This is a genomic window from Microbacterium sp. RU1D (assembly GCF_900156435.1).
Lineage (GTDB): Bacteria > Actinomycetota > Actinomycetes > Actinomycetales > Microbacteriaceae > Microbacterium.
In genome coordinates this window covers 18,260-44,120 of sequence record NZ_FTPQ01000003.1, presented here as the reverse complement: position 1 = coordinate 44,120, position 25,861 = coordinate 18,260, and the positions used below count along the sequence as shown (strand labels likewise).

Below are 25,861 nucleotides of genomic sequence, written 5' to 3'. Positions count from 1 at the left end.
GCGGCATCCCCTCACTCGAGCAGGTGTCGCAGGAAACGTCCCGGCGCGTCGAGGAAACCCCTGTGCAGCCGCACCAGCTCGAGGTCGTCCCAGGTGCTCTCGCGGATGCCCCACTCGCCGAGCTCGAGGATCGTCGCACCGGGCAGCGCCGCGAGCACCGGGGAATGCGTCGCGCAGATGACCTGGGTGCCGCGCGAGCGCATGCGATCCAGCGACGCCAGCCAGCGCAGCGTCGACGAGAACGACAGCGCCGCCTCGGGCTCGTCGAGGCACGCGAGCCCCGCGACGTACCGCTCGTGGTCGAGCACCTCGTCGAGCAGGGCGTTGAACGACTCGCCGTGGCTCATCTCGTGCAGGCTGGGCGTCGGGCCACCGAGGTCGTCGCGCCACGAGTAGTAGCCGTGCATGGTCTCGGCGCGGAGGAAGAACCCCCACCGCGGCGCGCGCGGGCTGCGCTCGATGCGCAACCACTCGCCGAGGGGGCTCTCGGTGCGCCGGGTCTCGCCGCCGCCGTTGGTGGAGCCACCCTCAGCCGGAAGGCCGGCCGCTTCGGCGATCGCCTCGATGAGGGTCGACTTGCCGGAGCCGTTCTCGCCGACCAGGAAGGTCACGCCGGGGGCGAACTCCCACCCGTCCGCGCCGGCGACGTCGAGGAACTGCGCCACGGCGGGGATCGTCGCGGGCCACGCACCGGGGTCGACGGGAGCGTCGCGGAAGAGCTTCACCCGCTGCACCGGCCGCGGGTCGTGCAGCCCGTCGTCCCCTCGCGTCACGCCCGCCCCCTCGGCATCCGTGTATCCGCTGCGCTGCACGGTCCCGCGTACCGCTGCCGCATCCTCACGTCAGATCCAGGTGGGCAGCCAGTTGTGCAGGCGCCAGAATTCGTACGGCACCGGCAGACCGGCCCACACCGGGTACCAGAAGGCCGAGACGACGACGCACAGCGCGAGGAACGCCAGGACGACGAGCTGCCCGCTCGCGCGGGAGGCGCCGCGTACGCCCCGCGTGATCTCACGCAGCGTGAAGGCGAGCGCGAGCACGAGGAAGGGCAGCATCGCGACCGTGTAGAACTGGAAGATCGTGCGCTCGGGGTAGAGCAGCCACGGCACGTACGTCGCCGCCAGACCCGTCAGCACGAGTGCGTAGCGCCCGTCGCGCACCATGACGAAGCGCACCAGCAGGAAGAGGGATGCCGCGACCCCGGCCCACCAGATGATCGGGTTGGCGATGCTCGAGATCGCCTCGGTGCATCCCGTGGGCAGGGCGCAGCCGTTCACACCCGCGTCGTCCTGGCGCCAGTACATCGAGGTGGGGCGGATGAGCAGCGGCCACTGCCACGCGGGGCTCGCGTAGCTGTGCGGGGTGACGAGGCCGACGTGGAAGGCGTACATCTCCTGGTGGTACGCCCACAACCGCTGCAGCGGCTCGGGAACCCACGCCCAGAAGCCCGTCGCATCCACGGGGGTCCCGCGCTTGTACCCGCCGGTGGTGAACAGCCACCCCGACCAGCTCGCGAGGTACACGACGGCTGCCACCGGCACGAGCAGCACGAACGAGGCGAGACCCTGACGCACGGCATCCACCGGCCACTGCACGACCCCGGCGCGGCGGCGCGCGAGCGCGTCGGTGATCACGGCGTAGACACCGACCGCGGCGAGCACGTACAGGCCCGACCACTTCACGGCGGTGGCGGCGCCCGCGGCGGCACCTGCGGCGATCAGCCACGGGCGGTTCCAGAGGATCGGCCCCCACATCGGGTTCTCGATCCTTCGTGCGGCGGCGACCGCGGCGAGCCTCTCGCCGGAACGTCGATGGTCGAGGGCGACGAACCAGAACGTCAGCACGACGAAGAACGTCAGGAAGATGTCGAGAAGTGCGATGCGGCTCAGAACGATGCCGAGGCCGTCGATCGCGAAGAGACCGGATGCCACGGTGGCCAGCGGGATCGATCGGGTGAGCGTCCGCGCGAAGAGGTAGATCGCCAGCACCGTCGCCGTGCCGATGACGGCGGCCGAGATACGCCAGCCGGTGGCTGAGTCGGGGCCGAGCAGCGCCATGCCCGCACCGATCAGGATGCGACCGAGCGGGGGGTGCACGACATAGCTGCCGATGCCGGTGAACACGTCGGTGTCGCCGGCGGCGAAGCTCGCGTCGGCGTCGTCGGGCCACGTCGAGGGGAAGCCGAGCACCCACTGGCTCCAGGCGTCTTTCACGTAGTACGTCTCGTCGAACACCAACTGATGCGGGTTGCCGATGTCGACGAGGCGCAGCACGGCGGCGACGAGGGTCACGAGGGCCGGAGCGAGCCACCGCCAGAGCCGCATGCCGCGGGGGGTGGCCAGCAGAGCGTCGCGCCAGCGATCGAGTCGCGTCTGCTCGTCCGGGAGCAGGGGGGAGACGGCTGTGCTCACGGCCCCCAGCCTAAGGTGGAACGGTGATCATCCTCGCGGCGACCCCCATCGGCAACCTGGGTGATGCCTCGCGGCGCCTGGTCGAAGCGCTCGAGAACGCGACCGTCGTCGCCGCGGAGGACACCCGCACGACGCAGCGCCTGCTCGCCGGCCTCGGCGTGGCCAATCGCCCGCGCCTGATCGCCTTGCACGACCACAACGAGAAGGAGCGCGCCGCCGAGCTCGTCGAACTCGCGCGCGACGACGATCTCCTCGTGCTGAGCGACGCGGGTATGCCGACCGTGAGCGACCCCGGGTTCGGTCTCGTCGCCGCCGCCGCGGCCGCGGGCGTCACCGTGACGGCTCTTCCCGGGCCCAGCGCCGTCGTCACCGCCCTCGCCGTGGCGGGCCTGCCCACCGACCGCTTCGCCTTCGAGGGCTTCCCCCGCCGCAAGCCCGGCGAGCGCCGCAAGGCCTTCGCGCAGCTCGCGTCGGAGGAGCGGACCCTCGTCTTCTTCGAGTCGCCGTCGCGGTTGGCATCCACTCTCGACGACCTCGCACGTGCGTTCGGCGCCGACCGTCCCGCCGCCGTCTGTCGCGAGCTGACCAAGCTCTACGAAGAGGTCAAGCGCGGAACGCTCGCCGAGCTCGCCGCGTGGGCGGCCGAGGGCGTCCGCGGCGAGATCGCGATCGTCGTGGGCGGCGCCTCCGCCCGGGAGGTGGCGTTCCCGGATGCCGTGACCCAGACGCTCGAGCTCGTGCGCGGCGGCGCGCGGCTCAAGGAGGCCGCGGCCGAGGTGTCGTCGCAGACCGGGCACTCCTCGCGCGAGCTGTACCAAGCCGCTCTCGCCGTGCGCCGCTAGCGCGTGAGAGGTCAGGAATTGTCGCCTGGCGCGCTTCCAGGCGACACTTTCCGACCCCTCACGCGCCCCGGCGGCTCGAAGGCGACATACGGTCGGCCGTGTCGGAGCCTCCCCGTAGAATCTCCAGGTGACTTCCGGCCGATCCTTCTACATCACGACGCCGATCTACTACCCCAGCGATCTGCCCCACATCGGGCACGGGTACACGACGGTGGCCGTCGACACGCTCGCGCGCTGGCACCGTCAGGCGGGCGACGACACCTGGATGCTGACCGGCACCGACGAGCACGGACAGAAGATGCTCCGCGCGGCCGCCGCGAACGGCGTCACCCCCCAGGAGTGGGTCGACAAGCTCGTGACCGAGTCGTGGTTCCCGCTGCTCGAGACGCTCGACGTCGCCAACGACGACTTCATCCGCACGACGCAGCAACGCCACGAGGAGCGCGTGCAGGAGTTCGTGAAGGCGCTCTACGACCGCGGGTACATCTACGCGGGCGAGTACGAGGCGCTGTATTGCGTGGGCTGCGAGGAGTTCAAGCCCGAGGCCGAGATCGTCGACGGCACCGGTCCCTTCGAGGGCCTCAAGGTGTGCGCCATCCACTCCAAGCCCCTCGAGCTGCTGCAGGAGAAGAACTACTTTTTCAAGCTCAGCGAGTTCCAGGACCGCCTGCTCGAGCTCTACAAGACCGAACCCGACTTCGTGCGACCGGAGTCGGCGCGCAACGAGGTCGTCTCGTTCGTGCGGAGCGGCCTCAAAGACCTCTCGATCTCGCGCTCGGCGTTCGACTGGGGCATCACCGTCCCGTGGGATCCTTCGCACGTCATCTACGTGTGGGTCGACGCCCTGCTGAACTACGCCACCGCCGTGGGCTACGGCACCGATCCCGCGGAGTTCGAGCGCCGGTGGCCGGCGTTCCACGTCGTCGGGAAAGACATCCTCCGCTTCCACGCGGTCATCTGGCCGGCCATGCTCATGGCCGCCGGGCTCGACGTGCCCCGCGGGGTCTTCGCCCACGGCTGGCTGCTCGTCGGTGGCGAGAAGATGTCGAAGTCGAAGCTCACCGGGATCGCCCCCACCGAGATCACCGACGTGTTCGGCTCCGACGCCTACCGCTTCTACTTCCTCTCGGCCATCGCGTTCGGGCAGGACGGCTCCTTCTCGTGGGAGGACCTGTCGGCCCGCTACCAGGCGGAGCTCGCGAACGGGTTCGGCAACCTGGCCTCGCGCACGGTTGCGATGATCTCGAAGTACTTCGAGGGCGTTGTCCCGACTGCCGGCGCGTCGACCGAGCTCGACCTCGCGATCCAGAAGGTGGTGGCGGATGCCGCGACCACCGCCGACGCCGCCATCGAGCGGTTCCGCATCGACGAGGCGATCGCGGCGATCTGGACCATCGTCGACGCGCTGAACGGGTACATCACCGAGAACGAGCCGTGGGCGTTGGCGAAGGATGAGGCTCAGCGCGAGCGTCTCGGCACGGTGCTCTACACCGCGGCCGAGGGCCTGCGCGCCCTCGCGGTGCTGCTGTCGCCGGTCATGCCCGAGTCGACGGCGAAGCTGTGGGTCGCGCTCGGCGCGGAGGAGTCGCTCGGCGCCCTCGCCGACCAGCCGATCCGCGAGGCCGGCGCGTGGGGCGTGCTGCGCCCCGGGTCGTCGGTGGCGGCGTTGTCGCCGCTGTTCCCCCGCGTCGAGCAGGCGTGACGCCGGTGTCCGCCGCGGGGCCGGGGCCCGTCGACGGCACCGCGGCCGCCGCCGCAGCGACGCCGGCGCACGCGGCCGGCGCGCCGACCCCTGCGCACGTGGCGGACGCCGAGCCCGTCCCGGGGTCCGATGCCCGGCCCGCCGCCGGTTCGGCCCCGGTCGAGCGCCCCCGCGGCACGATCGACGGCGGCGACCCCAGCCAGTACGTCCGCGAGCGTTCCACCGACGGGCGGCGCGACGTCAGCTACCCCCCGGCACCCGAGCCGCTCGGCATCCCGGTGTACGACAACCACACGCACCTCGAGATCGAGGACGGCGAGACCGGGTTGTCGCTCGACGAGCAGCTCGAGCGCGCCCTGGCGGTCGGCGTCCACGGCGTCGTGCAAGCCGGCGGTGACGTCGACTCCTCGCGCTGGTCGGCGTGGGCCGCGCGCTCGCACCCGCGCGTGCTGGCCGCCGTGGCGATCCATCCCAACGAGGCTCCCGTGTACGAGCGGGCCGGAGAACTGGATGCCGCGATCGCGGTCATCGACGAGCTCGCGGCCGAGCCGCGGGTTCGCGCCATCGGCGAGACGGGCCTCGACTTCTTCCGCACCGAGGCCGACGGCATCCCTGCCCAGATCCGCTCGTTCGAGGCGCACATCGCGCTGGCGAAGAAACACGGGATCGCGATGCAGATCCACGACCGCGACGCCCACGAGGCGGTGCTCGAGACGCTCGAGCGCGTCGGCGCCCCCGACAAGACGGTGTTCCACTGCTTCTCCGGCGACGCCGACATGGCCCGTATCGCCGCTGACCGCGGGTACTACCTGTCGTTCGCAGGCAACGTCACGTTCAAGAACGCGCAGAACCTGCGCGATGCCCTCGCCGTCACCCCACGCGACCGGATCCTCGTCGAGACCGACGCCCCGTTCCTCACCCCGGTGCCCTACCGCGGTCGCCCGAACGCCCCGTATCTCATCCCGGTGACGCTGCGTTTCCTCGCAGCGGAGCTGAACGCGGACGCCGACGAGCTCGCGGCCCAGGTCGCCGCGAACACGTTGCGCGTCTACGGCGCGTTCGAGGACTGACCCCGCCGGCGCACGCGCGCTTCTCGCGCATCCTCGGTGATTCGCGCATCCTCCGCCGGGAGGGCGCGGATGCCGCTGAGGTTGTGCGGATCGCGCAGGTTCTGAGCGCCACGGCCGGCGCAGACGCACGAGAGGCCGGCACCCCCGCGGGGCGCCGGCCTCTCGGCATCCGGTCTCAGACCGAGGGGCTCAGGCCTTCGCCTTCGCCTTCGCCTTCTTCACGAACAGCGTCTCGGTCTGCTCGAGTTCCATCCCCTTGGTCTCGGGGATGCGCAGCAGCACGTAGACGAACGACAGGGCCGCGAAGAGGGCGTACATGCCGTAGGTGAGGGGCAGCGACCAGCTCGACATCGCCGGGAACGACACCGTGATGGCGAAGTTGGCGATCCACTGGGCACCGGCCGCGACGCCGAGGGCCTTGCCGCGGATGCGGCTCGGGAAGATCTCGCCGAGCAGCACCCACACGAGCGGTCCCCACGAGGCGCCGAATCCGACCACGAACACGTTCGCGGCCACCAGGGCGACCGAGCCCCACGGGGCGGGGAGCGAGACGTCCTGGCCCGAACCGGTGGCGAAGGCGAACGACAGGGCCATCGCGCCCAGCGACAGGGTCATCAGCAGCGAGCCGGTGATGAGGATCGGCTTGCGGCCCACCCGGTCGACGAGGAAGATCGCGACGAAGGTCACGACGACGTTGGTGACCGAGGTGATGACCGAGATGAGCAGCGAGTTGCTCTCGTCGAAGCCGACGGCCTTCCACAGGGTCGTGGAGTAGTAGAAGATCACGTTGATGCCGACGAACTGCTGGAACACCGACAGCAGGATGCCCGTCCACACGATGCCCTGAAGGCCGAGCACGGGGCCGCGCAGCGAAACGTTCTTGTTCTTGCGGTCGGCCTCGATCGTGTTCGACAGCTCGTTCATCGTCTTGTCGAGGTCGGCGGGCGGAACCAGCCGCGCGAAGATGGCCTTCGCCTCGTCGCGCTTGCCCTTCGCCAGCAGGTACCGCGGCGACTCCGGAACGGTGAACGACAGGATGCCGTAGACCGCGGCGGGGATGACTCCGACCAGGAACATCCAGCGCCAGGCCTCCAGGCCCAGCCAGAGCTGGTTGGCGGCACCGCCGGCCGAGTTGGCGAGCAGGGCGTCGGAGAGCAGGGCGCCGAAGATGCCGAGCGTGATCGCGAGCTGCTGCAGCGACGCGAGTGAGCCGCGGATCTGGCGCGGGGCGACTTCCGCGATGTACGCGGGGGCGACCACCGAGGCGATGCCGATGCCGAGGCCGCTCATGACGCGCCAGAGGATCAGGTCGGGGACGCTGAAGGTGAGAGCGGCGCCGATCGACGAGACGAAGAACAGCACCGCGCCCAGCAGCATGACCTTGAGGCGGCCCCAGCGGTCCGACAGGGCGCCCGCCACGACCGCGCCGACGGCGCAGCCCAGCAGCGCCACGGCCACGACGAAGCCGGTCAGCACCTGGGTCAGCTCGAAGTTGCCCTCGACCGCGTCGACAGCACCGTTGATGACGGAGGAGTCGAATCCGAAGAGGAAGCCGCCAACCGCCGCCGCGACCGAGAGGCCGACGGCTCGTCGCCCGTAGGGGCTTCGCAGGGTGAAGGCGTTTGCGGGGATGGACTGCGTTTGACTCACCCGATCACGCTACTCCCGGCTCGCTCGCAGCAAGGGTTCTGGCGGAGCCCTGACTACAGTGGAACAATGCCCGTTTCCCTCCTCGGTGCCGCCGAGATCCGTCGGCTCGCCGCCGACCTCGACGTGACCCCCACCAAGAAGCTCGGGCAGAACTTCGTCGTCGATGCCAACACGGTGCGCAAGATCGTCCAGGCGGCCCGGGTCACGGCATCCGATCGGGTGGTCGAGATCGGGCCAGGCCTCGGATCCCTCACCCTGGCGATCCTCGAGACCGGCGCCTCGGTCGTCGCCGTCGAGATCGATCACCGCCTCGCCGAGCGCCTGCCCGCCACGGCGGCCACGCACGACGTGCCCGATGGGCGCCTCCAGGTCATCGACGCCGACGCGCTGCGCGTCGACGCGCTGCCGGGCGAGCCGAGCGTGCTGGTCGCCAACCTGCCGTACAACGTGTCGGTGCCGGTGCTGCTGCACTTCCTCGAGACCTTCCCGTACCTCCGCCGCGGCGTCGTCATGGTGCAGGCGGAGGTGGGGGAGCGCCTCGCTGCCCCTCCCGGGTCGAAGGTGTACGGCGCGCCGAGCGTGAAGGCCGCCTGGTACGGCTCGTGGCGCCTGGCCGGGACCGTGTCGCGTCAGGTGTTCTGGCCCGTGCCGAATGTCGACAGCGTGCTGGTCGCCTTCGACCGGGATGCCGAGCCCCGCGGCACCGAGGAGCACCGGCTCCGTACCTTCCAGATCGTGGATGCCGCCTTTCAGCAGCGCCGCAAGATGCTGCGGCAGGCGCTCGCGGGCGTGCTGGGTGGCACGGCGGCCCAGGCGTCGGAGCGTCTGGAGGCCGCGGGGGTGGACCCGACACGGCGCGGCGAGCAGCTCACCGTCGACGACTACGCCCGCATCGCGGCATCCTGACCGCCGCCGCAACCCCCGCGCGAGTCGCCGAGAATCGTCGCTTCGGGCTGCGTCCAGGCGACGATGCCTGGCGACTCGGGCGGCTCGTCGCGTCGAGAGACGAGCGTCGAGCGAATTCTCGCCGTGTTCATCGCGTGTTCCCGAAACATGCCGGTAACATTTCGAGCCGACCGGGAGCATCACGCCGGTGACGAGGTCGTATCCGACGGCCCGAGAGGAACGAGATGCGCTACGCCGAGTACCCCCGCGCCGAACGGGTGCTGCTGCACCTGAGCGACACCCACCTCCGTGCCGGCGGTGCGCCGCTGTACGACGACGTCGACTCCGAGGCGTACCTGGCTCGCGCGGTCGCGTCGATCGATGCCTCCGGCATCCGTCCCGATGCCCTCGTGTTCACGGGCGATCTGGCCGACTTCGGCGAGACCGACGCGTACGACCGGGTGCGTGCCCTCGTCGAGCCGCTCGCCGCGCGCCTGAAGACGCGCGTGGTCTGGGTGATGGGCAACCACGACGACCGCGCGGCCTTCCGCTCCCGTCTGCTGCCCGGCGACGCCGCCGAGCCGACCGCCCCGGTCGACCGTGTCGACGAGTTCGACGGCCTGCGCATCGTGACGCTCGACACCTCGGTCCCGGGCGCCCACCACGGCGAGGTCTCTTCCGAGCAGTTGCGCTGGCTCGCCGAGGTGCTCGCCACCCCCGCACCCCTGGGCACGATCCTCGCGATGCACCACCCGCCCGTGCCGAGCGTCCTCGACCTCGCCGCATCGGTGGAGCTGCGCGATCAGCGGAGCCTCGCGGAGGTGCTGCGCGGATCCGACGTGCGTGCGATTCTCGCGGGGCACCTGCATTACTCGACGTTCGCGACCTTCGCGGGCATCCCCGTGTCGGTGGCCTCGGCGACCTGCTACACGCAGGACCTCATGGTGCCCGTCGGGGGAACCCGCCCGCAGGATGCCGCACAGGGGTTCAACCTCGTGCACGTCTACGACGAGACCATCGTCCACTCGGTCGTGCCGCTGGCCGCCAGCGACGCCCTTCAGTACGTGGATGCCGCGGAGTCGCAGCGGCGGCTGCACGACGCCGGCGTCGTGGTGCCGGCGTCGCGGGCGTTCAGCGGACCGGTGTCGCCGCCGACGACGCCGCTGCCGATCCTTCGCTGACCGCGGTCTTCTCCCACGGTGCGGCGACGGGGAAGTACCGTTCGAGGCACGCGCGCAGGGCGGGCACCCGCACCTCTTCCGGGATCTCGGGCACGCTGCCGTCGTTCAGGCAGAACATGTCGGTGTCACGGCGGGAGACGAGGCGCTCCATCGTGCGCAACGAGTCCAGCTGCGTCGTCTGCACGTAGCGCGTGCGCGGCTCGGTGGTGACGATGGCCCGCCCGGTCGCGAGGGCGTAGTAGTGGTACAGGCTGTTGGTCACCGAGATGTCGGTCGCGGAGCGGAAGCGGCTGGCCGCGGTGCGGGCGTAGTCGTCGGCGAACTCGCGCTCGAGCTCGAAGGCGACCGAGCGGCGCAGCGGCGTGGCGCAGTGCTCGAGGTCCAGCGTGATGACGCGACCGAACCGCTCTTTGAGCAGCGCGCGGTTTACGCGCAGACCATTGTCGTGGCCGGAGCGTTCGATGTGCGCCGGGCCGCTGCCGATGCGCACGCCGCTCTCGACGAAGCGGCTGACCCCGCCGCCGCTGAAGAACAGCTCGGGGGTGACGGGACGACCGAAGAACATGTCGTCGTTGCTGTAGAGGAAGTGCTCGGCCAGACCGGGGATGCGGTGCAGCTGCGCCTCGACGGCGTGCGAGTTGTGCGTGGGCAGCACCGAGGGGTCGGCGAAGAACTCCTCGCTGCGTACGATCGTGACCTTCGGGTGATCGGCGAGCCACTCAGGCGTGGGGGAGTCGGTCGCGATGAAGATCCGGCGCACCCACGGCGCGTACATGTGGACGCTGCGCAGGGCGTAACGCAATTCGTCGACCTGGCGGTAGCGGGCCGCGTTGTCGTCGCCGTCGCCCACGACGTAGCCCTTCATGCGCGCGGCGCGCTGGCGCTGGAACTCGCTGGACGAGCCGTCGACCCACGAGAAGACCATGTCGACGTCGGCGGTGAGCTCGTTCGGGTGCGGGTCGAACATGCCCGTCACGGTCGTCCACCGGCGCCCGTAGCGCTCCACCTCGGTCAGGTCGAGGTCGGCCGCGGCGAACCGGCGACGCGTGAGGGCGCTGGGGCGCGGCGCCTCGATCGTCTTCTCGCCGAAGCGCCAGAGCTCCAGGCGCGGAGCCAGTGAGGCGCCGTAGCGGTACGAGCCCTCGGTCGAGGTGCGCGGGCGAAAGACGGCGTAAGCCTGCACCGAACCGGCGGTGGGGTGGACGCTGTGCGCGGGCACGGGGTCTTCGCCGCGGGCCTTGAGGTAGAACGGCCCCAGCTCGGGGTCGTGGAGCGCCGTCAGCGCCGCCTCGGCGTCGGCGGTGTCGACGACCAGCTTCGGACGACGGTTCGCGTCGCGCACCAGCAGCACGCGCACGCCGCTCGCCTCGATCGCGGACGCCGCGGTCAGCAGGTCGTCGCGCTCGGCGAGGGAGGGGGTCGACGTGTCGTCGACGACGTGCAGGATGCCGTCGTGCATCCGGATATCGGAGCGGGAGAGCAGCGCGCGCCAGGGGTCGGTGTCGATCGACAGGGGGACCATCGGGCGCATACTGCCTCCTCGGGGGTAGGTGACGGGTTCCGGACACCGTAGGGTTCCGGGGTTACGAAGACGTTTCGGCGGCGGCGCCGAACGGCGGGGAGCGGAGCGCTACTGTCGAAGAGTGACTCTCATCGCTCGCTCCGGCCCGGTCTGTCCCGAACCGCCCTGCGAGCGACGGCGGGAAGCGGGCCGACGTTCCAGTTTCGCACACGGCGGCGCGTTGCCGCGCACCAGTGAGCGGGGACGTTCGTGAGTCTCGTCGGCCCCGCGTCCGTGCGGGTGCGCGCGCCCGGGAAGATCAACGTCTTCCTCGAAGTGGGCGATGTGCAGGACGACGGCTATCACGAGCTCGCAACGGCGTTCCAGGCCGTCTCGCTCTACGAAGAGATGGTGGCCACCCCGGCCGACGACCTCACGATGTCGGTCACCGCGAAGGGCCCGGTCGACATCGACGGCGTGCCCACCGACGAGCGCAATCTCGCGATCCGGGCGGCGCGACTCCTCGCACGCACGGCGGGTGTCGATCACGGCGCGCATCTCGCGATCCGCAAGGCCGTTCCCGTCGCCGGCGGAATGGGCGGCGGATCCGCCGATGCCGCGGCCGCCCTCGTCGCGTGCGACGCCTTGTGGGGCCTCGGGATGCCGACGAGCGAGCTCGCCGGCCTTGCCGCGCAGCTCGGCGCCGACGTGCCGTTCGCCCTCCTCGGCGGCACCGCGGTGGGCACCGGTCGCGGCGATGAGCTCAGCCCGGCCCTGGCCCGCGGACGCTTCGACTGGGTGCTGGTGCCGAACGAGGTCGGGATGTCGACACCGGTGGTCTACGGCGAGCTCGACGCTCATCGAGCGCGCCACGCGGTCGACATCGGACCCGCTCCGCGCGTCCCCGCGGTCGACCCCGACGTACTGCACGCGATCCGGCAGGGGGATGCCACGATGCTCGCGGCGACGCTGCGCAACGACCTGCAGGCGCCCGCGCTGCACCTGCGGCCCGACCTGGCCCGCGTGCTCGAGCGCGGCGAGAGCTCCGGCGCCCTGGCGGGACTGGTGTCAGGCTCGGGGCCGACCCTCGCATTCCTCGCCGCCGACGAGTCATCCGCGATCGATCTGCAGGTGACACTGAGCGCCGCGGGGCTCGTCGCCCTCCACGTGCACGGGCCTGTGCCCGGGGCGCGCGTGCTCTGAGGCTACGCGTGTCGCGGCACCATAGCCCAGGTCGACACACGGAGCAATCTTCCGATTGCGCGATCCGTACCTCGCTAGCCTCGACCGAGGTGGACCGTCACCCGTGGGCGCTGTGCCCGCGGGGCGCCACGGAGGGGGTACCCATGAAGGCAACGCTGGACGGCGTCGTGATCGCCGAAGCCGACCGCGACGACCTGGCTTCGATCGAAGGCAACTGGTACTTCCCGCCGCGGGCGGTGCGCGAGGGTGCCCTGCAGAAGAGCCCCACCGCCTACACCTGCCCGTGGAAGGGTGCCGCGCAGTACTGGAACGTCTCGCTCGACGGTGCGGAACTGAAGGACGGCGCCTGGTCGTACCCCGACCTGCGCGACGGCGCGGTCGAACGCGTCGGGAAGGACTTCGCCGGCTACGTGGCCTTCGACCGCAAGGTCGTGGTCTCCGACTGAGGCGGCGATTCGCATGATCGAGTTCTCCGCAGTCTCGAAGATTTTCCCCGACGGCACCCGCGCCGTCGACGACTTCCACCTCGTCATCCCCTCGCGCAAGACGACCGTGTTCGTGGGTTCGTCCGGCTGTGGCAAGACGACGCTGCTGCGCATGATCAACCGCATGGTCGAGCCGTCGTCGGGAGAGATCACCATCGACGGTGACGACATCGGCGGCAAGCCGGCTGTGCAGTTGCGCCGGAGCATCGGCTACGTGATGCAGAACTCCGGGCTCCTGCCGCACTTCACGGTCGCAGACAACATCGCGACCGTCCCCGTCCTGCAGGGGCAGAACCGCAAGACGGCACGCACGCGCGCCCTCGAGCTCATGAGGACCGTCGGTCTCGACACCGCCATGGCCGACCGCTACCCGAGCCAGTTGTCGGGCGGGCAGCAGCAGCGCGTGGGTGTCGCGCGCGGACTCGCGGCCGACCCCAACATCCTTCTCATGGACGAGCCGTTCGGTGCCGTCGACCCCATCGTGCGCGACGAGCTCCAGCAGGAGCTGCTGCGCCTGCAGAGCGAGATCGGCAAGACGATCGTCTTCGTCACCCACGACATCGATGAAGCGTTCCTGCTCGGCGACCAGGTCGTCATCCTCGAGAAGGGCGCCAAGATCGCCCAGGTCGGCACGCCGAGCGAGATCGTCGAGAACCCGGCGAGCGACTTCGTGGCGAGCTTCATCGGCGCCGTGAAGGGCAAGCGCGCCCTGCACCTGAAGCAGACCGCGAACGGAACGGTCGTCGTGGATGCCGAGGGCCGCACCCAGGGTGCCCTCGTGGAGGAGCCCCGCCCGTGAACTGGGTCGGCAACAATCTCGATCTCATCGGGCAGCTGACGCTCGTGCACCTGCGCCAGAGTCTGATCGCGCTGGTCGTCGGCTTCGTCATCAGCATCCCGCTCGGCTGGGTCGCCTGGCGCTATCGCCTGGTGCGCAGCGGCGTCATCACCATCACCGGGCTGCTGTACACGATCCCCTCGCTCGCGCTGCTCATCCTCGTTCCGGTCGTGACCGGCTGGTACAGCATCGTCAGCGAAACGAACCTCATCGTGGCGCTCGCGATCTACGCGGTCGCCATCCTCGTCCGCGCCGTCGCCGACGGGCTCGATTCGGTGGATGCCGGCGTCCGCCAGGCGTCCACGGCCATCGGCTACGGATCGTTCCGTCGTTTCGTGGCCGTCGAGTTCCCGCTCGCGGGACCCGTCGTGCTCGCCGGTCTCCGCGTCGCCTCGGCGAGCACGATCGCGCTGGCCACCGTCGGCATCCTCGTCGGCATCCAGAACATCGGCTACCTCTTCACCAACGGGCTCCAGCGGCGGATCATCCCGGAGGTCTTCGCGGGGGTCGTCGCCGTCGTCGTGCTGGCACTCGTGATCGACCTCGTCCTCGTGATCGTGGGCCGCCTGCTGATGCCGTGGACGCGCCGGGCCGCGGTGCCGTCGGCGCGGCGCGCACGGACGGCGGTGGCCGCATGAACCTGCTCGGAGACGCCATCGGCTGGATCTTCTCCGGCGACCCCGGCCGGGGGTTCGACCCCATCCCGCTCGCGATCGGCGTGCAGCTGCTGTACACCCTCATCGCCGTGGTCATCGCGGGCGTCATCGCGATCCCGCTCGGGTGGTTCATCGGCCACACGGGCAAGGGGCGAGAGGTCGCCGTCGCGATCTCGGGAGCCGCGCGCGCGATCCCGTCGTTCGGGCTCCTCATCCTGCTGACCCTCCTGCTCGGCGTGCTGCACAAGCCCGAGGCCGCGGTGATCTCGTTCGTCGTGCTCGCGATCCCGTCGCTCCTGGCCGGCGCCTACACCGGCTTCGAGGCGATCGACCGCCGCATCATCGACGCCGGCCGATCGATGGGCATGACCGAATCGCAGATCCTCTGGCGCATCGAGGTTCCGCTCGGCCTGCCGCTGCTGGTCGGCGGCGTACGAGCGGCGACGCTGCAGGTGCTCGCCACCGTGACGATCGCGGCCTACATCGGCCTCGGCGGTCTGGGGCAGTACATCATCGCCGCGATCCCGCTCCGCCGCTTCGACATCCTCATCGGCGGCGCGATCCTCGTCGCCGTTCTCGCCCTCGTCATCGACGGACTGTTCGCCCTTGTGCAGCATCTCGTCGTGCCGCGTGGCATCCGCGCCGCCGGATCCGCGCAGCCGCAGCGGCGCTCCGCGCGCCAGCGTCGTGCCGAGGCCATCGCCGTCGGCGCGCCCGCCGCGCCGCCCGCGACCCCCTGACCCACCCGAATCCCGCATCACCAGAAAAGAGAGCACCCATGTTCACAGCACGAACCCGGAAGGGCCTCGGCGTCTTCGCCGGCCTCGCTGTCGCCTCCGTCGCACTCGCCGGCTGCAGCGGCGGCTCCAGCGACCCGCTGAGCAACGGCGGCGGCGACGCGTCGGCGTCGTCCGACACCATCGTCGTCGGCTCGCAGGCGTACTACTCGAACGAGATCATCGCCGAGATCTACGCCCAAGCGCTCGAGGGCGCCGGTAAGACGGTCACCCGTCAGTTCCAGATCGGCCAGCGCGACGCGTACATCCCGCTGCTCGAGGACGGCACCGTCTCGGTCTTCCCCGAGTACAGCGGCAACCTCCTGCAGTTCTTCGACGCCGAGACCACCGCCCGCACCGCGGACGACGTCTACGCGGCCCTGCCGGCGGCGCTTCCGGAGGGCCTCGAGGTTCTCGACCAGTCCGAGGCGACCGACCAGGACTCGTACACCGTGACCTCCGCCTTCGCCCAGGCGAACGGGCTCACGAGCATCGCCGACCTGGCCAAGGTCACCTCGGGACTGACCCTCGGCGGCAACGCCGAGCTCGCCGAGCGCCCCTACGGCCCGACCGGCCTGCAGTCGACCTACGGCGTGAATGTGCAGTTCTCGCCCACCGGTGAGACCACGGTCGACGACCTCGTCGCGGGCACCATCCAGGTCGCGAACGTCTACACGGCCGACCCCCGCATCCAGACCGACGACCTCGTCACGCTGACCGACCCCGAGGGCCTCTTCCTCGCGTCGAACGTCGTGCCGGTCGTCAACTCGAACGTCGCCTCCGAGGTGGCCGACGTGCTGAACAAGGTCAGCGCGGCGCTCACCCCCGAGGGCCTCGTCGAGCTGAACGTGAAGTCGACCGTCGACCAGGAGTCGACCGCCGACATCGCCAAGGAGTGGCTCGCCGCCAACGGCTTCTGAGTCCCCTCCGCCCGCCACGGGGTCGTCCGGTTCGCCGGCGGCCCCGTCGTGGTTCCGGGGGAGCGTCGTCCCGGTTCGTCGGGCGGCCCCGTCGTTGTTCCGGATGCCACGACCCGTCGCGCTCGTCGAGCCCGAGCACCGCGTAGCCTGGGACGGATATGGCACATCTGCTCGGGGGCGAAGCCCTGCACCTGGAATACCCGACCAAGGTCGTCTTCGACTCCGTCTCGCTCGGCGTGAACGAGGGCGACCGCATCGGCATCGTCGGCCGCAACGGCGACGGCAAGTCGAGTCTGCTGGGCATGCTCGCCGGCATCCGCGAACCCGACGGCGGTCGCGTCACCGTGCGCGGCGGGGTGACCGTGGGGGTGCTGGATCAGCAGGACACGCTCGACGACGACGACACGATCGGTCACGCGGTCGTCGCCGACCGCCCCGAGCACGAGTGGGCGGGCGATGCCCGCACGCGCGACGTCATCGCGGGTCTGCTCGGCGACCTGCCCTGGGACGCGCGGCTCGGCGACCTGTCGGGTGGGCAGCGCCGTCGCGTGGCGCTGGCGAAGCTGCTCTCGGGCGACTGGGACGTGCTGTTCCTCGACGAGCCGACCAACCACCTCGACGTCGAGGCGATCACGTGGCTCGCGGGCCACCTGAAGAAGAGGTGGGCGCCGTCGGCCGGCGGACTGCTGGTCGTGACGCACGACCGGTGGTTCCTCGACGAGATCTGCAACACCACGTGGGAGGTGCACGACCGCATCGTCGAGCCCTTCGAGGGCGGCTACGCGGCCTACATCCTGCAGCGTGTCGAGCGCGACCGCCAGGCGGCATCCATCGAACAGCGCCGCCAGAACCTCGCTCGCAAGGAGCTGGCGTGGCTGCGCCGCGGGGCGCCGGCGCGCACGTCGAAGCCGAAGTTCCGCATCGACGCGGCCAACGAACTCATCGCCGACGTGCCCGAGATCCGCGACAAGGTGGCCCTGCAGTCCCTCGCCGTCGCGCGCCTCGGCAAAGACGTGGTCGATCTGCTCGACGCGGGCGTGACATTCGGCGACAAGACGGTGCTGGAAGACGTCGAGTGGCGGATCGCGCCGGGGGAGCGCACCGGCATCCTCGGCGTGAACGGCGCGGGCAAGTCGACACTGCTCAGCCTGGTCACCGGCTCGCTCGAGCCGACGAGCGGACGCGTCAAGCGCGGGAAGACCGTGAAGGTCGCCACCCTCACTCAGCGCCTCGACGAGCTCGACCAGCACCTGAACGACCCGGTGCGCGTGGTCATCTCGAACCTCCGCACGACCTACGCCTTCGGTACCGGATCCAAGGCGCAGGAGCTCACCCCCGGTCAGCTGCTGGAGCGCCTCGGGTTCTCGAGCGCCCAGCTCTCGACACCGGTGAAGGATCTCTCCGGTGGTCAGAAGCGCCGCCTGCAGCTGCTGCTGGTGATCCTCGACCAGCCCAACGTGCTGATCCTCGACGAGCCGACCAACGACCTCGACACCGACATGCTCGCGGCGATGGAAGACCTGCTCGACTCGTGGTCGGGCACGCTCATCGTCGTCTCCCACGACCGGTACTTCCTCGAGCGCGTCACCGACCAGCAGTACGCGATCCTGGATGCCAAGCTCCGTCACTTGCCCGGGGGAGTGGACGAGTACCTGCGGCTGCGCGCGCGACAGGATGCCGAGCCCTCGCGTCCCGCGGCATCCGGCGGCTCGACGGCCCCTGCCGGGCTGCAAGGAGCCGACCTGCGCGCGGCGCAGAAGGAGGCCTCGGCTGCGGAGCGGAAGATCGAGAAGCTGCAGCAGCAGATCGACCGGGCCAAGGCCGCCCTCGCCGACCACGATCAGGCGGACTACGTCGGGCTTGGCGAGGAGATGGAGCGCATCGGCAAGATGGAGGCCGAGCGCGACGAGCTCGAGGGGCGCTGGTTCGAGCTCACGGAGGCGATCGGCTGACGCGGCGCATCATGCCGGACGACGCCGCGCCGTGTCGAGCGGTGGCGGTTGGCCCGGGACGTGGATAGCGTGGACGGGTGCTCCGGGGGCGAGCGCGGAGGGGGAGCCGAATGTCCGACGATGCCGAGCGCTTCTACGAGCTGCACGACGACATCATGCGCGAGGCGCGTGCCTACGAGGATGCGGCGGCCCAGCCGCTCCCGGCGTCGGCGAACGACGATTCCGGCACGATTTTCCTGGATCTCAGTCCGGAGGGACTCCTCACCGTAGACATCGGTGACGACTGGCGCGACGTCTACGCTCCCACCGAGCTCGCCGACGGCGTGCTCTCCGTGTTCGGCGCCCTGAGCCAGGCGCGTCTGTCGGAGTGGGCCGTGCAGCTCGACCAGGCGATGGACCGTCCGCGCGCCTCGACACCGGTCCCGCCGACCTCGCAGACCGCGGCGGGGCGGATGAAGGCCGCGCTCGAGGCGGAACCGGAGGCCACCGCTGCGGCGAACAAGGTGCTCGAGAACGTCCTGGATGTGCTGGACGACATCGTCGCCAACTTCGATAGCACGTATGACGAGGCCGTCCGCCGCGGTCGCGCCGGTACCTCGGTCGAGACCGCCGACGCGCGGGTCCGGGTGCGGGTGTCGCCCGCAGGAGACCTCCTCGCCCTCGAGATGTCGCCCGAGTGGCTCTCTCGCGCGACGGGCGGCGACATCTCGCGCGAGCTGAACGAAGCGATCTCCCGCGCCCGCGCCGATACAGCCCTCCAGGCCACGGGGGGACTGCTCGATGGCACGCCCCTCGCGAAGTACCAGCGATTCGTGGACGATCCGGAGGCGTTCGAGAACTTCCTCCGGGGAAAGGACTGACGATGAGTGACATCTCCCTGGCCTACGAGGCCCTGTCGAAGGACGCGTCGCTGTGGGACGCCGCCGGTGACTCCATCGAGGCCGGACGCACGGAGCTGTCGGGCATCGACGTCTACCGGGGGGCGTTCTCGTTCGCCGCGCTGGACGTCGCCGACAGCTACGAGCAGATCCGCGCGCAGGTCATGACCCTTCTCGAACAGGGCGCCGCAGCGACCCGCGCCGGTGCCGATGCGCTGCGCGCCGTGCGCGCGGATTTCGAGCGCTACGAGGACGAGACCCAGTCGGGTCTTTACGACATCTGGCAGCCCGTCTCCTGACACGCCCCCCGGATAGGAACACGAGGTAGAGCATGAACCCCGCCGAGCGCTTCATCGAGCTTCTTCAGAAGATCCGCGAGAAGATCGAGGAGATCTCCCGTCTGATCAACGCGGCATTGTCCGCCCTGCCGGCTGTCCTCGGCTTCATCGCCGATCGGGTGCAGGACGCGTGGAACACCATGCTCGGGAAACTGCAGGAGTTCTGGAGCTGGTGCGCCGACATCTTGACGTACGTCGGCAATCCGTTCATGCTCAACGGCGCGGCCGACGGGTGGAAGCAGATGGGAGTGAAGGTGTCGCGCATCAACGACACCATCACCGATTTCAACCTGTCGGTCGACGATCGGTGGACGGGCACCGCGGCCGAACAGTACCGCCAATCGGTGGAGCCGCAGCGCCGCGCGAACTCGTCGATCCTGTCGGACTACGCCGAGAACGTCTCGAGCGCGATGACGGGCCTCGCCGGCGCGATCATCGCGTTCTGGGCCGGCCTCGTCGTCGCCGTCATCACCTTGCTCGGCGCTCTGGCCGGTGCCGCCGTCGCGACGGGGACCATCGTCGGTCTGCCGGCGGCGCCCGTGCTGATCGGGCTCGGGATCGCGGCCTTCCTCGCCGCCGGAGGGGCGGGCGTGGCGATCCTGTACGTGGCCGCGGGCAGCGCTCGTGCGACCATCGCGTCGGCGCAGGCGGGGATCACGCAGTGGCCGCAGATCGCGACGAGTTGATGAGCGCGTCGAACACCCCTCCCGAGGACGTGATCCGTACGACGCGTCCCCGAGTGACGGGGATCCTGGCGATCGTCCTCGCGGTGATCCTCGTGCTGGTCGCGGTCGCGTGGTTCCTGGTGGGGGCGCCGGCTGTCGGTCCGGCCGTGGCTTGTCTTCTCCTCGCCGTCGTCAGCGTCGTCATCGGGGGCCTGTCCCTTCGGGTGGCCGCGGGCCGTCGGGACACCCTGCCCTCGACGGGTCCGCTCACCCTGCTGACGATCCTCGCCTTCGCGATCGGATTCGTCGGCGCGGGCCTGGGCATCGTGCTCGGCGCCATCGGCTCCTCGCCGGGCGCGATCGGCGCGGGGGTGACGACGTTCATCCTCGGCATCCTTGTCGCGGTTCAGGGAGTCCTCGTGTACGGTGCCGCGAAGAAGCGCGCCGCCTGACGACGGTGCCGCCGTCATCGCACACGGTCGTCGCACGCGGCCGTCGACGATGGACGGGGCCCGGATGATCTCTCGGGCCGCGCCCGGCCCTGCGTCGCGGCCCGTCACGATCGACCGGTGTGCGGACCGGTCTTCTGCAGTCAGTGGATGGCGTACTCGAGGATCGCGATGAACACACCGAGGCAGGCCGTCGCGAACCCGCCGACGAGCCGTCCGAACACCCGGGCACCACGGCGGCGGTAGGCGCTGTAGCCGAGCAAGAAGAGCACCAGGAACGTCGACCACATCGACAGGTCGGCCGCGTCATCGATCGAGACTCCGGTGAGCCCGGCCCACACGAGAACCAGGACCGACGGCACCGACGCGTAGAGCATGCCGGCTCCGTGACGCATGCCCTCGCGGTTGGCGTGTCGGAGGCCGTGGTCGGCGTGCTCGGTGAGCGTGTGCGCGAAGACGTGGGCGATGAAGAAGACGATGAGCGACGTCGAGGCGCTCAGCAGCACGTCCCACACCGAATCGGCGTGGTCGTCGGCTATGGTGACGAAGGCCGCGAAGACGATGAGACCGTAGATCGCCGCGGGCGAGCGGAATCGCACGTCGAACCACGCGCGCACGCGCGCCCATCGCGTCAGGGGAGCGGCGGGGGCGCTCACGCGTCGAATCCCAGGCTGAGCTTGCGCAGCAATGTCGCCAGGCGTTCGCGGTCGTTCTTCGCCAGACCCTCCAGCAGCAGGGCCTCGGCGTCGACAAGGCGCGTGATCGCGGCATCCACCCGGACGCGTCCGTCGTCGGTCAGGGTCACCAGGATGCTGCGTCCGTCGCCCGGGTCGGCTTCGCGGCGCACGAAGCGGCGTGCCACCAGCCGGTCGATGCGGTTGGTCATCGTGCCGCTGGAGACGAGCGTCTGCTGCAGCAGCTGCTTGGGGCTCAGCTGGTAGGGCTCGCCCGCGCGACGCAGGGCGGACAGCACATCCCACTCCCACGACTCGATGTCGCTGCGCCGGAAGGCCTCTTTGCGCGCGATGTCGAGGTGGCGGGAGAGCCGCGCGACGCGCGAGAGCACCTCGAGCGGGGAGAAGTCCAGGTCTGGGCGCTGTCGCATCCACGCATCGACGATGCGGTCGACCTCGTCGCTGTCCCGGCTCACGGTCTCATTATGGCCTTCGCGGTCGGGCGGACCGTCGCGAGGGGGCGCGGTCTGGCAGACTTGACCGGTGCCTTCGGGCACGGTCCGCCGTGGTGTAACGGCAGCACGACAGCCTTTGGAGCTGTTAGGTCCAGGTTCGAATCCTGGCGGCGGAGCATGACATCACCGACCGAGTTGGCCGTCGTCGTCCTCGCCGCGGGTCAGGGCACCCGCATGCGATCGCGTCTCCCGAAGGTGCTGCATCCGGTGGGTGGTCGTCCGCTCGTCGGGCACGTGCTCGACACCGCGGCATCCCTCGATCCGGCCCGCATCGTGGTGGTCGTGCGGCACGAGCGCGAGCTCGTCGCCGAGACGGTGTCGGAGCTGGCCCCCGGCGTCGTCGTGGTGGACCAGGACGAGGTCCCGGGCACCGGGCGCGCCGTCGAGGCGGCGCTCGACGCGCTCGACGGCTTCGAGGGCGACGTGCTCGTGCTCAGCGCCGACGTGCCGCTGCTCGAGACCGGCACCCTCACGGAGCTGCTCGCCACCCACCGCACCGGTGGCACGGCGGTGACCCTGCTCAGCGCCCGCGTCGACGAGCCGTTCGGCTACGGCCGCATCCTCCGCGACGAGACGGACGGCGTCCGCCGGATCGTGGAACAGAAGGATGCCACGGCCGACGAGGCCGCGGTCACCGAGATCAACGTGGGGGTCTACGTCTTCCAGGCGGCGCCCCTGCGCTCCCAGTTGGCGCTCGTGGGCACCGCGAACGCGCAGGGCGAGAAGTACCTCACCGATGTGATCGGCCTGCTCCGCGACGCGCAGCTCGGGGTCGCGGCATCCGTCACCTCCGACGCTGCGGCGGCCCTGGGCGTCAACGACCGGATTCAACTGTCGGAGGCGGGCCGCACGCTCAACGCCCGCACGGTGCGCCGCTGGCAGCTCGAAGGCGTCACTGTCGTCGACCCCGCCACGACGTGGATCGACGTGACGGCGACGCTCGCCCCCGACGTGACGATCCTGCCCAACACGCACGTGCGCGGGGCGACCGTCATCGCCGGCGGTGCCACGATCGGGCCCGACACCACGCTGGTCGACTGCGAGGTGGGCGAGGATGCCACGATCACGCGCACCGACGGCACTCTCGCGGTCGTCGAGGCCGGCGCGACCGTCGGACCGTTCGCCTACCTGCGGGCCAATGCCCGCGTCGGCGTCAAGGGCAAGGTCGGCACCTTCGTCGAGGTGAAGAACTCCTCGATCGGCGAGGGCAGCAAGGTCCCGCACCTGTCCTACATCGGCGACACCGAGATCGGCCGCGGCGTCAACCTCGGCGCCGGCGCGATCACCGCCAACTACGACGATCTCGCCAAGCACCGCACCGTCATCGGCGACGAGGTGCACAGCGGCTCGCACAACGTCTTCGTCGCGCCGGTTACCATTGGAGCGGGCGCCAAGACGGGTGCCGGCGCGGTGATCCGCAAGGACGTTCCGGCCGGTGCGCTGGCGCTGAGCGTGTCCCCCCAGCGCAACATCGAGGGGTGGGTCGAGAAGAACCGACCGGGCACCGCGGCGGCCGATGTGGCCGCGCGGGCTCGGGCTGAACAGGAAGCGGCCGATGGCTCGTAAGAAGAATCGTGTAGACCTCGACCGCGACAACGGCATCGCCCCCGGGCTCGTCGCCAAGACCAAGAAGCGGCTCGTCGTCGCCTCGGGTCGTTCGCACCCCGAGCTGGCCGCGCAGGTCGCGCAGCACCTGGGTACCGAGCTGGCGCCCACCGAGCACCGCACCTTCGCCTCGGGCGAGATCTACACCCGCTTCGAGGTGTCGATCCGCGGCTGCGACGTGTTCGTCGTGCAGTCGTTCGGGCCGCCGGTCAACGAGTGGCTCATGGAGCTGCTCATCATGCTCGACGCCCTCAAGCGCGCGTCGGCCAAGCGCATCACGGTCGTCGCGCCGTACTTCCCGTACTCGCGTCAGGACAAGAAGGGCCGCGGTCGCGAGCCCATCAGCGCGCGCCTCGTCGCCGACCTGCTCAAGACCGCCGGCGCCGACCGCATCATGAGCGTCGACCTGCACGCGGCGCAGATCCAGGGCTTCTTCGACGGCCCCGTCGACCACCTCTTCGCCAAGCCCGTGCTGCTCGAGCACTTCGAGCAGGGCCTCACCGGCGAGGACCGCGAGACCCTCACGGTCGTCTCCCCCGACATGGGTCGCGTGCGGGTCGCCGACACCTGGTCCGACAGCCTCGGTGCGCCGCTCGCGATCATCCACAAGCGTCGTGACCCGAAGGTCGCCAACCAGGTCTCGGTGCACGAGATCGTCGGTGACGTGAAGGGGCGCACCTGCCTGCTCGTCGACGACATGATCGACACCGGCGGCACGATCCAGAAGGCCGCCCAGGCGCTCAAGGCCTCCGGTGCCCGCAAGGTCATCGTCGCCGCGACCCACGCGATCTTCAGCGACCCCGCCACCGAACGGCTCCAGGATGCCGCGATCGACGAGGTCGTGGTCACCGACACCGTTCCGCTTCCCGCAGAGCGTCGCTTCGACCGCCTCACGGTGCTGCCGATCGCGCCGCTACTGGCGCGGGCCATCCATGAGGTGTTCGAGGACGGCTCGGTCACGAGCATGTTCGGTGGCGACGCCTGAGCGCGTTCCGTTCCCCCGCGATGCAGCCGTCTCCCCGCCGGGAGGCGGCTGCCGCCGTTTCCACCCTGCGAGGTGGCTGAGGATGTCGAAACCACCGGTCGGGCCGCGGGTGAGGTGACTGAGCCGGTCGCAGCCACCGGTCCCTTCGACGGGCTCAAGGACCTCCGTCGCAGTTCGCGCTCATAGCCTGCACAAAGGTGTGAACCGGGGAGCCGTGAAGGTCGTGTCCCTACCGTGAGCGTGCACGCGCCGCGAGGCACGACAGAAGGAGGACCCTCATGATCCGCACCACAGCCGTACCCCGTCCCGTCCGCGTCGGCACCGCCCTGCTGGGCGTCGCCGGCATCGTCACCCTCGCCGGGTGCGCGGGCGGCACGACCGACGCCGCCGCTCCTGCCGAGACCACCGCCGCCCCGGCCGCGTCGTCCGCCCCCAGCGCGAGCGCGAGCGCGGCCACGGGTTCCACGACTTCCGGTACCTACACCGACGGCACGTACGAGGCGACGGGGCAGTACGCGACTCCCGAGAGCGTCGAGACGATCGACGTGACCCTCAGCATCGCCGGTGACACCGTCACGGCCGTCGAGGTGACCGGCGACCCGCAGGCAGCGGAGTCGAAGCGGTACCAGAGCGAGTTCATCGGCGGCATCCAGGACGAGGTCGTCGGCAAGAAGCTCGACGAGATCTCCGTGAGCAAGGTCGCGGGATCCTCGCTCACCAGCGGCGGGTTCAACGAGGCCGTCAAGACCATCCAGTCCGAGGCGAAGGCCTGACCGACATGAGCACTCCGACCGCGACGGACTCGACCTGGGCCTTCGACGCGATCGGCACGTCGTGGGCGATCGATGCGGCCGCACCCGTGTCGCCGATCGCCCGCGACGCGGTGTCCGCCGTCATCGAGCGGTTCGACCGCGATTGGTCGCGTTTCCGCGACGACTCCCTGGTGTCCGCACTCGCGGACGGGCGCACGGCATCCGTCGCCCTTCCCGAGGACGCGGATGCCATGCTCTCGCTCTACGACGAGCTCGACCGGGCGACCGCGGGGGCCGTCAACCCGCTCGTCGGTGACGCCTTGGCCCGGCTCGGCTACGACGCGCGCCTCACCCTCGCGCCGCAGGGCGGGCCGGTGGCCGCCCCGGACTGGCGCCGCGACCTGTCGTGGTCCGACGGGATGCTGCGGCTCGCTCGCCCCGCCACGATCGACGTCGGGGCACTCGGGAAGGGCCGTCTCGTCGACCTCGTCATCGACGCGCTCGCCTCGCACGTCGGCGGCGACCTGATCGTCGACGCGTCCGGCGATCTCGCCGCGCGCGGTGCCCCCGTGCAGGTCGGGCTCGAGCACCCCTACGACGCTTCAAGAGTGATCGGCGTGGTCACGGTGCAGGACGAGGCGCTGTGCGCATCGGCGATCAACCGCCGCGCCTGGGGCGACGGCCTGCATCACGTGCTCGACGCGCGCACCGGCGTACCCGTGCGTGCGTACGCGGCGACCTGGGCGCTCGCCGACACCGCGATGCGCGCCGACGCCCTGGCCACGGCGCTGTTCTTCGACGGCGGGCCCGAGCTCGCGGCATCCTGGGATGCGCAGTGGGTGCGCATGCGCACCGACGGCCGGGTCGAGTGGTCGCCCGGCTTCTCGGGCGAGATCTTCGCCTGAGCCTCTTCACCCCTCGGAAGGGA

26 protein-coding genes and 1 tRNA gene are annotated in these 25,861 nt (G+C 70.5%); 21 read left to right on the top strand and 6 right to left on the bottom strand.

The window, feature by feature from the left end; genetic code table 11:
- Positions 1–11: 11 nt before the first annotated feature.
- Both B0B15_RS12410 and B0B15_RS12405 read right to left on the bottom strand, forming a co-directional pair.
- Positions 12–812, bottom strand: a complete 801-nt coding sequence (locus B0B15_RS12410) for an AAA family ATPase (protein ID WP_256714476.1) — start codon at positions 810–812, stop codon at positions 12–14.
- A gap of 30 nt (positions 813–842) precedes the next feature.
- Positions 843–2,411, bottom strand: coding sequence for a dolichyl-phosphate-mannose--protein mannosyltransferase (locus tag B0B15_RS12405; RefSeq protein ID WP_256334318.1), 1,569 nt, complete (start codon positions 2,409–2,411; stop codon positions 843–845).
- A 23-nt stretch (positions 2,412–2,434) separates the two neighbouring features.
- Here B0B15_RS12405 and rsmI point away from each other — a divergent pair, with 23 nt between their 5' ends.
- The 3 genes from rsmI to B0B15_RS12390 all read left to right on the top strand — a co-directional run bounded on the left by rsmI (position 2,435) and on the right by B0B15_RS12390 (position 6,025).
- Positions 2,435–3,253 carry a 16S rRNA (cytidine(1402)-2'-O)-methyltransferase gene (gene rsmI, locus B0B15_RS12400; protein WP_076676588.1) on the top strand — a complete coding sequence of 273 codons (819 nt, stop codon included), beginning with the start codon at positions 2,435–2,437 and terminating at the stop codon, positions 3,251–3,253.
- Positions 3,254–3,380: 127 nt separating this feature from the next.
- Positions 3,381–4,955 (top strand): methionine--tRNA ligase, encoded by a 1,575-nt coding sequence (gene metG, locus B0B15_RS12395; protein ID WP_076676586.1) that lies wholly within the window; start codon positions 3,381–3,383, stop codon positions 4,953–4,955.
- Between the two features lie 179 nt (positions 4,956–5,134).
- A complete protein-coding gene (locus B0B15_RS12390) occupies positions 5,135–6,025 on the top strand; it encodes a TatD family hydrolase (protein ID WP_076677555.1) in 891 nt (296 codons plus the stop codon).
- Between the two features lie 189 nt (positions 6,026–6,214).
- On the opposite strand, the gene B0B15_RS12385 is transcribed toward B0B15_RS12390, so the two are convergent.
- A complete protein-coding gene (locus B0B15_RS12385; RefSeq protein ID WP_076676584.1) occupies positions 6,215–7,675 on the bottom strand; it encodes a sugar porter family MFS transporter in 1,461 nt (486 codons plus the stop codon).
- Between the two features lie 66 nt (positions 7,676–7,741).
- Here B0B15_RS12385 and rsmA point away from each other — a divergent pair, with 66 nt between their 5' ends.
- Together rsmA and B0B15_RS12375 are read left to right on the top strand one after the other, a co-directional pair.
- On the top strand, positions 7,742–8,581 hold the full coding sequence (rsmA, locus tag B0B15_RS12380; RefSeq protein ID WP_076676583.1) for a 16S rRNA (adenine(1518)-N(6)/adenine(1519)-N(6))-dimethyltransferase RsmA: 840 nt from the start codon (positions 7,742–7,744) through the stop codon (positions 8,579–8,581).
- A gap of 224 nt (positions 8,582–8,805) precedes the next feature.
- Positions 8,806–9,741, top strand: a complete 936-nt coding sequence (locus tag B0B15_RS12375) for a phosphodiesterase (RefSeq protein WP_076676581.1) — start codon at positions 8,806–8,808, stop codon at positions 9,739–9,741.
- Here the strand turns inward: B0B15_RS12375 and B0B15_RS12370 are convergent.
- Positions 9,692–11,272 (bottom strand): stealth family protein, encoded by a 1,581-nt coding sequence (locus tag B0B15_RS12370; protein WP_076676580.1) that lies wholly within the window; start codon positions 11,270–11,272, stop codon positions 9,692–9,694. The genes B0B15_RS12375 and B0B15_RS12370 overlap by 50 nt on opposite strands.
- A gap of 240 nt (positions 11,273–11,512) precedes the next feature.
- Here B0B15_RS12370 and B0B15_RS12365 point away from each other — a divergent pair, with 240 nt between their 5' ends.
- From B0B15_RS12365 to B0B15_RS12315, 11 genes are all read left to right on the top strand, one after another.
- Complete coding sequence (locus B0B15_RS12365; protein WP_076676578.1) at positions 11,513–12,445, top strand: 4-(cytidine 5'-diphospho)-2-C-methyl-D-erythritol kinase; 933 nt, start codon at positions 11,513–11,515, stop codon at positions 12,443–12,445.
- A gap of 143 nt (positions 12,446–12,588) precedes the next feature.
- Positions 12,589–12,891, top strand: coding sequence for a DUF427 domain-containing protein (locus B0B15_RS12360; RefSeq protein WP_076676577.1), 303 nt, complete (start codon positions 12,589–12,591; stop codon positions 12,889–12,891).
- Between the two features lie 13 nt (positions 12,892–12,904).
- Positions 12,905–13,729 carry an ABC transporter ATP-binding protein gene (locus tag B0B15_RS12355; RefSeq protein WP_076676575.1) on the top strand — a complete coding sequence of 275 codons (825 nt, stop codon included), beginning with the start codon at positions 12,905–12,907 and terminating at the stop codon, positions 13,727–13,729.
- Positions 13,726–14,406: an ABC transporter permease gene (locus tag B0B15_RS12350; protein WP_076676573.1), complete on the top strand. Its 681-nt coding sequence runs from the start codon at positions 13,726–13,728 to the stop codon at positions 14,404–14,406. The genes B0B15_RS12355 and B0B15_RS12350 overlap by 4 nt, the downstream gene beginning before the upstream one ends.
- Entirely contained in the window at positions 14,403–15,164 is a 762-nt protein-coding gene (locus B0B15_RS12345) for an ABC transporter permease (RefSeq protein WP_076677552.1), read from the top strand. Before B0B15_RS12350 ends, B0B15_RS12345 begins: the two co-directional genes overlap by 4 nt.
- Before the next feature lie 38 nt (positions 15,165–15,202).
- Complete coding sequence (locus B0B15_RS12340) at positions 15,203–16,120, top strand: ABC transporter substrate-binding protein (protein ID WP_076676572.1); 918 nt, start codon at positions 15,203–15,205, stop codon at positions 16,118–16,120.
- 158 nt (positions 16,121–16,278) lie between these two features.
- The gene (locus tag B0B15_RS12335; RefSeq protein ID WP_076676570.1) at positions 16,279–18,072 is read left to right on the top strand and encodes an ABC-F family ATP-binding cassette domain-containing protein; all 1,794 of its coding nucleotides are present in this window, start codon (positions 16,279–16,281) and stop codon (positions 18,070–18,072) included.
- A gap of 110 nt (positions 18,073–18,182) precedes the next feature.
- Positions 18,183–18,932, top strand: a complete 750-nt coding sequence (locus B0B15_RS12330) for a hypothetical protein (protein WP_076676569.1) — start codon at positions 18,183–18,185, stop codon at positions 18,930–18,932.
- A gap of 2 nt (positions 18,933–18,934) precedes the next feature.
- Positions 18,935–19,249 carry a hypothetical protein gene (locus B0B15_RS12325; RefSeq protein WP_076676567.1) on the top strand — a complete coding sequence of 105 codons (315 nt, stop codon included), beginning with the start codon at positions 18,935–18,937 and terminating at the stop codon, positions 19,247–19,249.
- Positions 19,250–19,281: 32 nt separating this feature from the next.
- Entirely contained in the window at positions 19,282–19,974 is a 693-nt protein-coding gene (locus B0B15_RS12320; RefSeq protein WP_076676566.1) for a hypothetical protein, read from the top strand.
- Entirely contained in the window at positions 19,950–20,405 is a 456-nt protein-coding gene (locus B0B15_RS12315) for a hypothetical protein (RefSeq protein WP_143016377.1), read from the top strand. Before B0B15_RS12320 ends, B0B15_RS12315 begins: the two co-directional genes overlap by 25 nt.
- A gap of 140 nt (positions 20,406–20,545) precedes the next feature.
- On the opposite strand, the gene B0B15_RS12310 is transcribed toward B0B15_RS12315, so the two are convergent.
- Both B0B15_RS12310 and B0B15_RS12305 read right to left on the bottom strand, forming a co-directional pair.
- On the bottom strand, positions 20,546–21,058 hold the full coding sequence (locus B0B15_RS12310) for a hypothetical protein (protein WP_076676562.1): 513 nt from the start codon (positions 21,056–21,058) through the stop codon (positions 20,546–20,548).
- Positions 21,055–21,507, bottom strand: a complete 453-nt coding sequence (locus B0B15_RS12305; protein ID WP_176776666.1) for a MarR family winged helix-turn-helix transcriptional regulator — start codon at positions 21,505–21,507, stop codon at positions 21,055–21,057. The genes B0B15_RS12310 and B0B15_RS12305 overlap by 4 nt, the downstream gene beginning before the upstream one ends.
- A 128-nt stretch (positions 21,508–21,635) precedes the next feature.
- Here B0B15_RS12305 and B0B15_RS12300 point away from each other — a divergent pair.
- The 5 genes from B0B15_RS12300 (at position 21,636) to B0B15_RS12280 (ending at position 25,838) form a co-directional block, all read left to right on the top strand.
- Positions 21,636–21,707: transfer RNA gene (locus B0B15_RS12300), tRNA-Gln, on the top strand.
- A gap of 1 nt (position 21,708) precedes the next feature.
- Positions 21,709–23,157, top strand: a complete 1,449-nt coding sequence (gene glmU / locus B0B15_RS12295) for a bifunctional UDP-N-acetylglucosamine diphosphorylase/glucosamine-1-phosphate N-acetyltransferase GlmU (RefSeq protein ID WP_076676558.1) — start codon at positions 21,709–21,711, stop codon at positions 23,155–23,157.
- Positions 23,147–24,181 carry a ribose-phosphate diphosphokinase gene (locus B0B15_RS12290; RefSeq protein WP_076676556.1) on the top strand — a complete coding sequence of 345 codons (1,035 nt, stop codon included), beginning with the start codon at positions 23,147–23,149 and terminating at the stop codon, positions 24,179–24,181. Before glmU ends, B0B15_RS12290 begins: the two co-directional genes overlap by 11 nt.
- A gap of 278 nt (positions 24,182–24,459) precedes the next feature.
- A complete protein-coding gene (locus tag B0B15_RS12285) occupies positions 24,460–24,954 on the top strand; it encodes an FMN-binding protein (protein ID WP_076676554.1) in 495 nt (164 codons plus the stop codon).
- Between the two features lie 5 nt (positions 24,955–24,959).
- Positions 24,960–25,838, top strand: a complete 879-nt coding sequence (locus B0B15_RS12280; protein WP_076676552.1) for an FAD:protein FMN transferase — start codon at positions 24,960–24,962, stop codon at positions 25,836–25,838.
- The last annotated feature ends 23 nt before the right edge of the window (positions 25,839–25,861 follow it).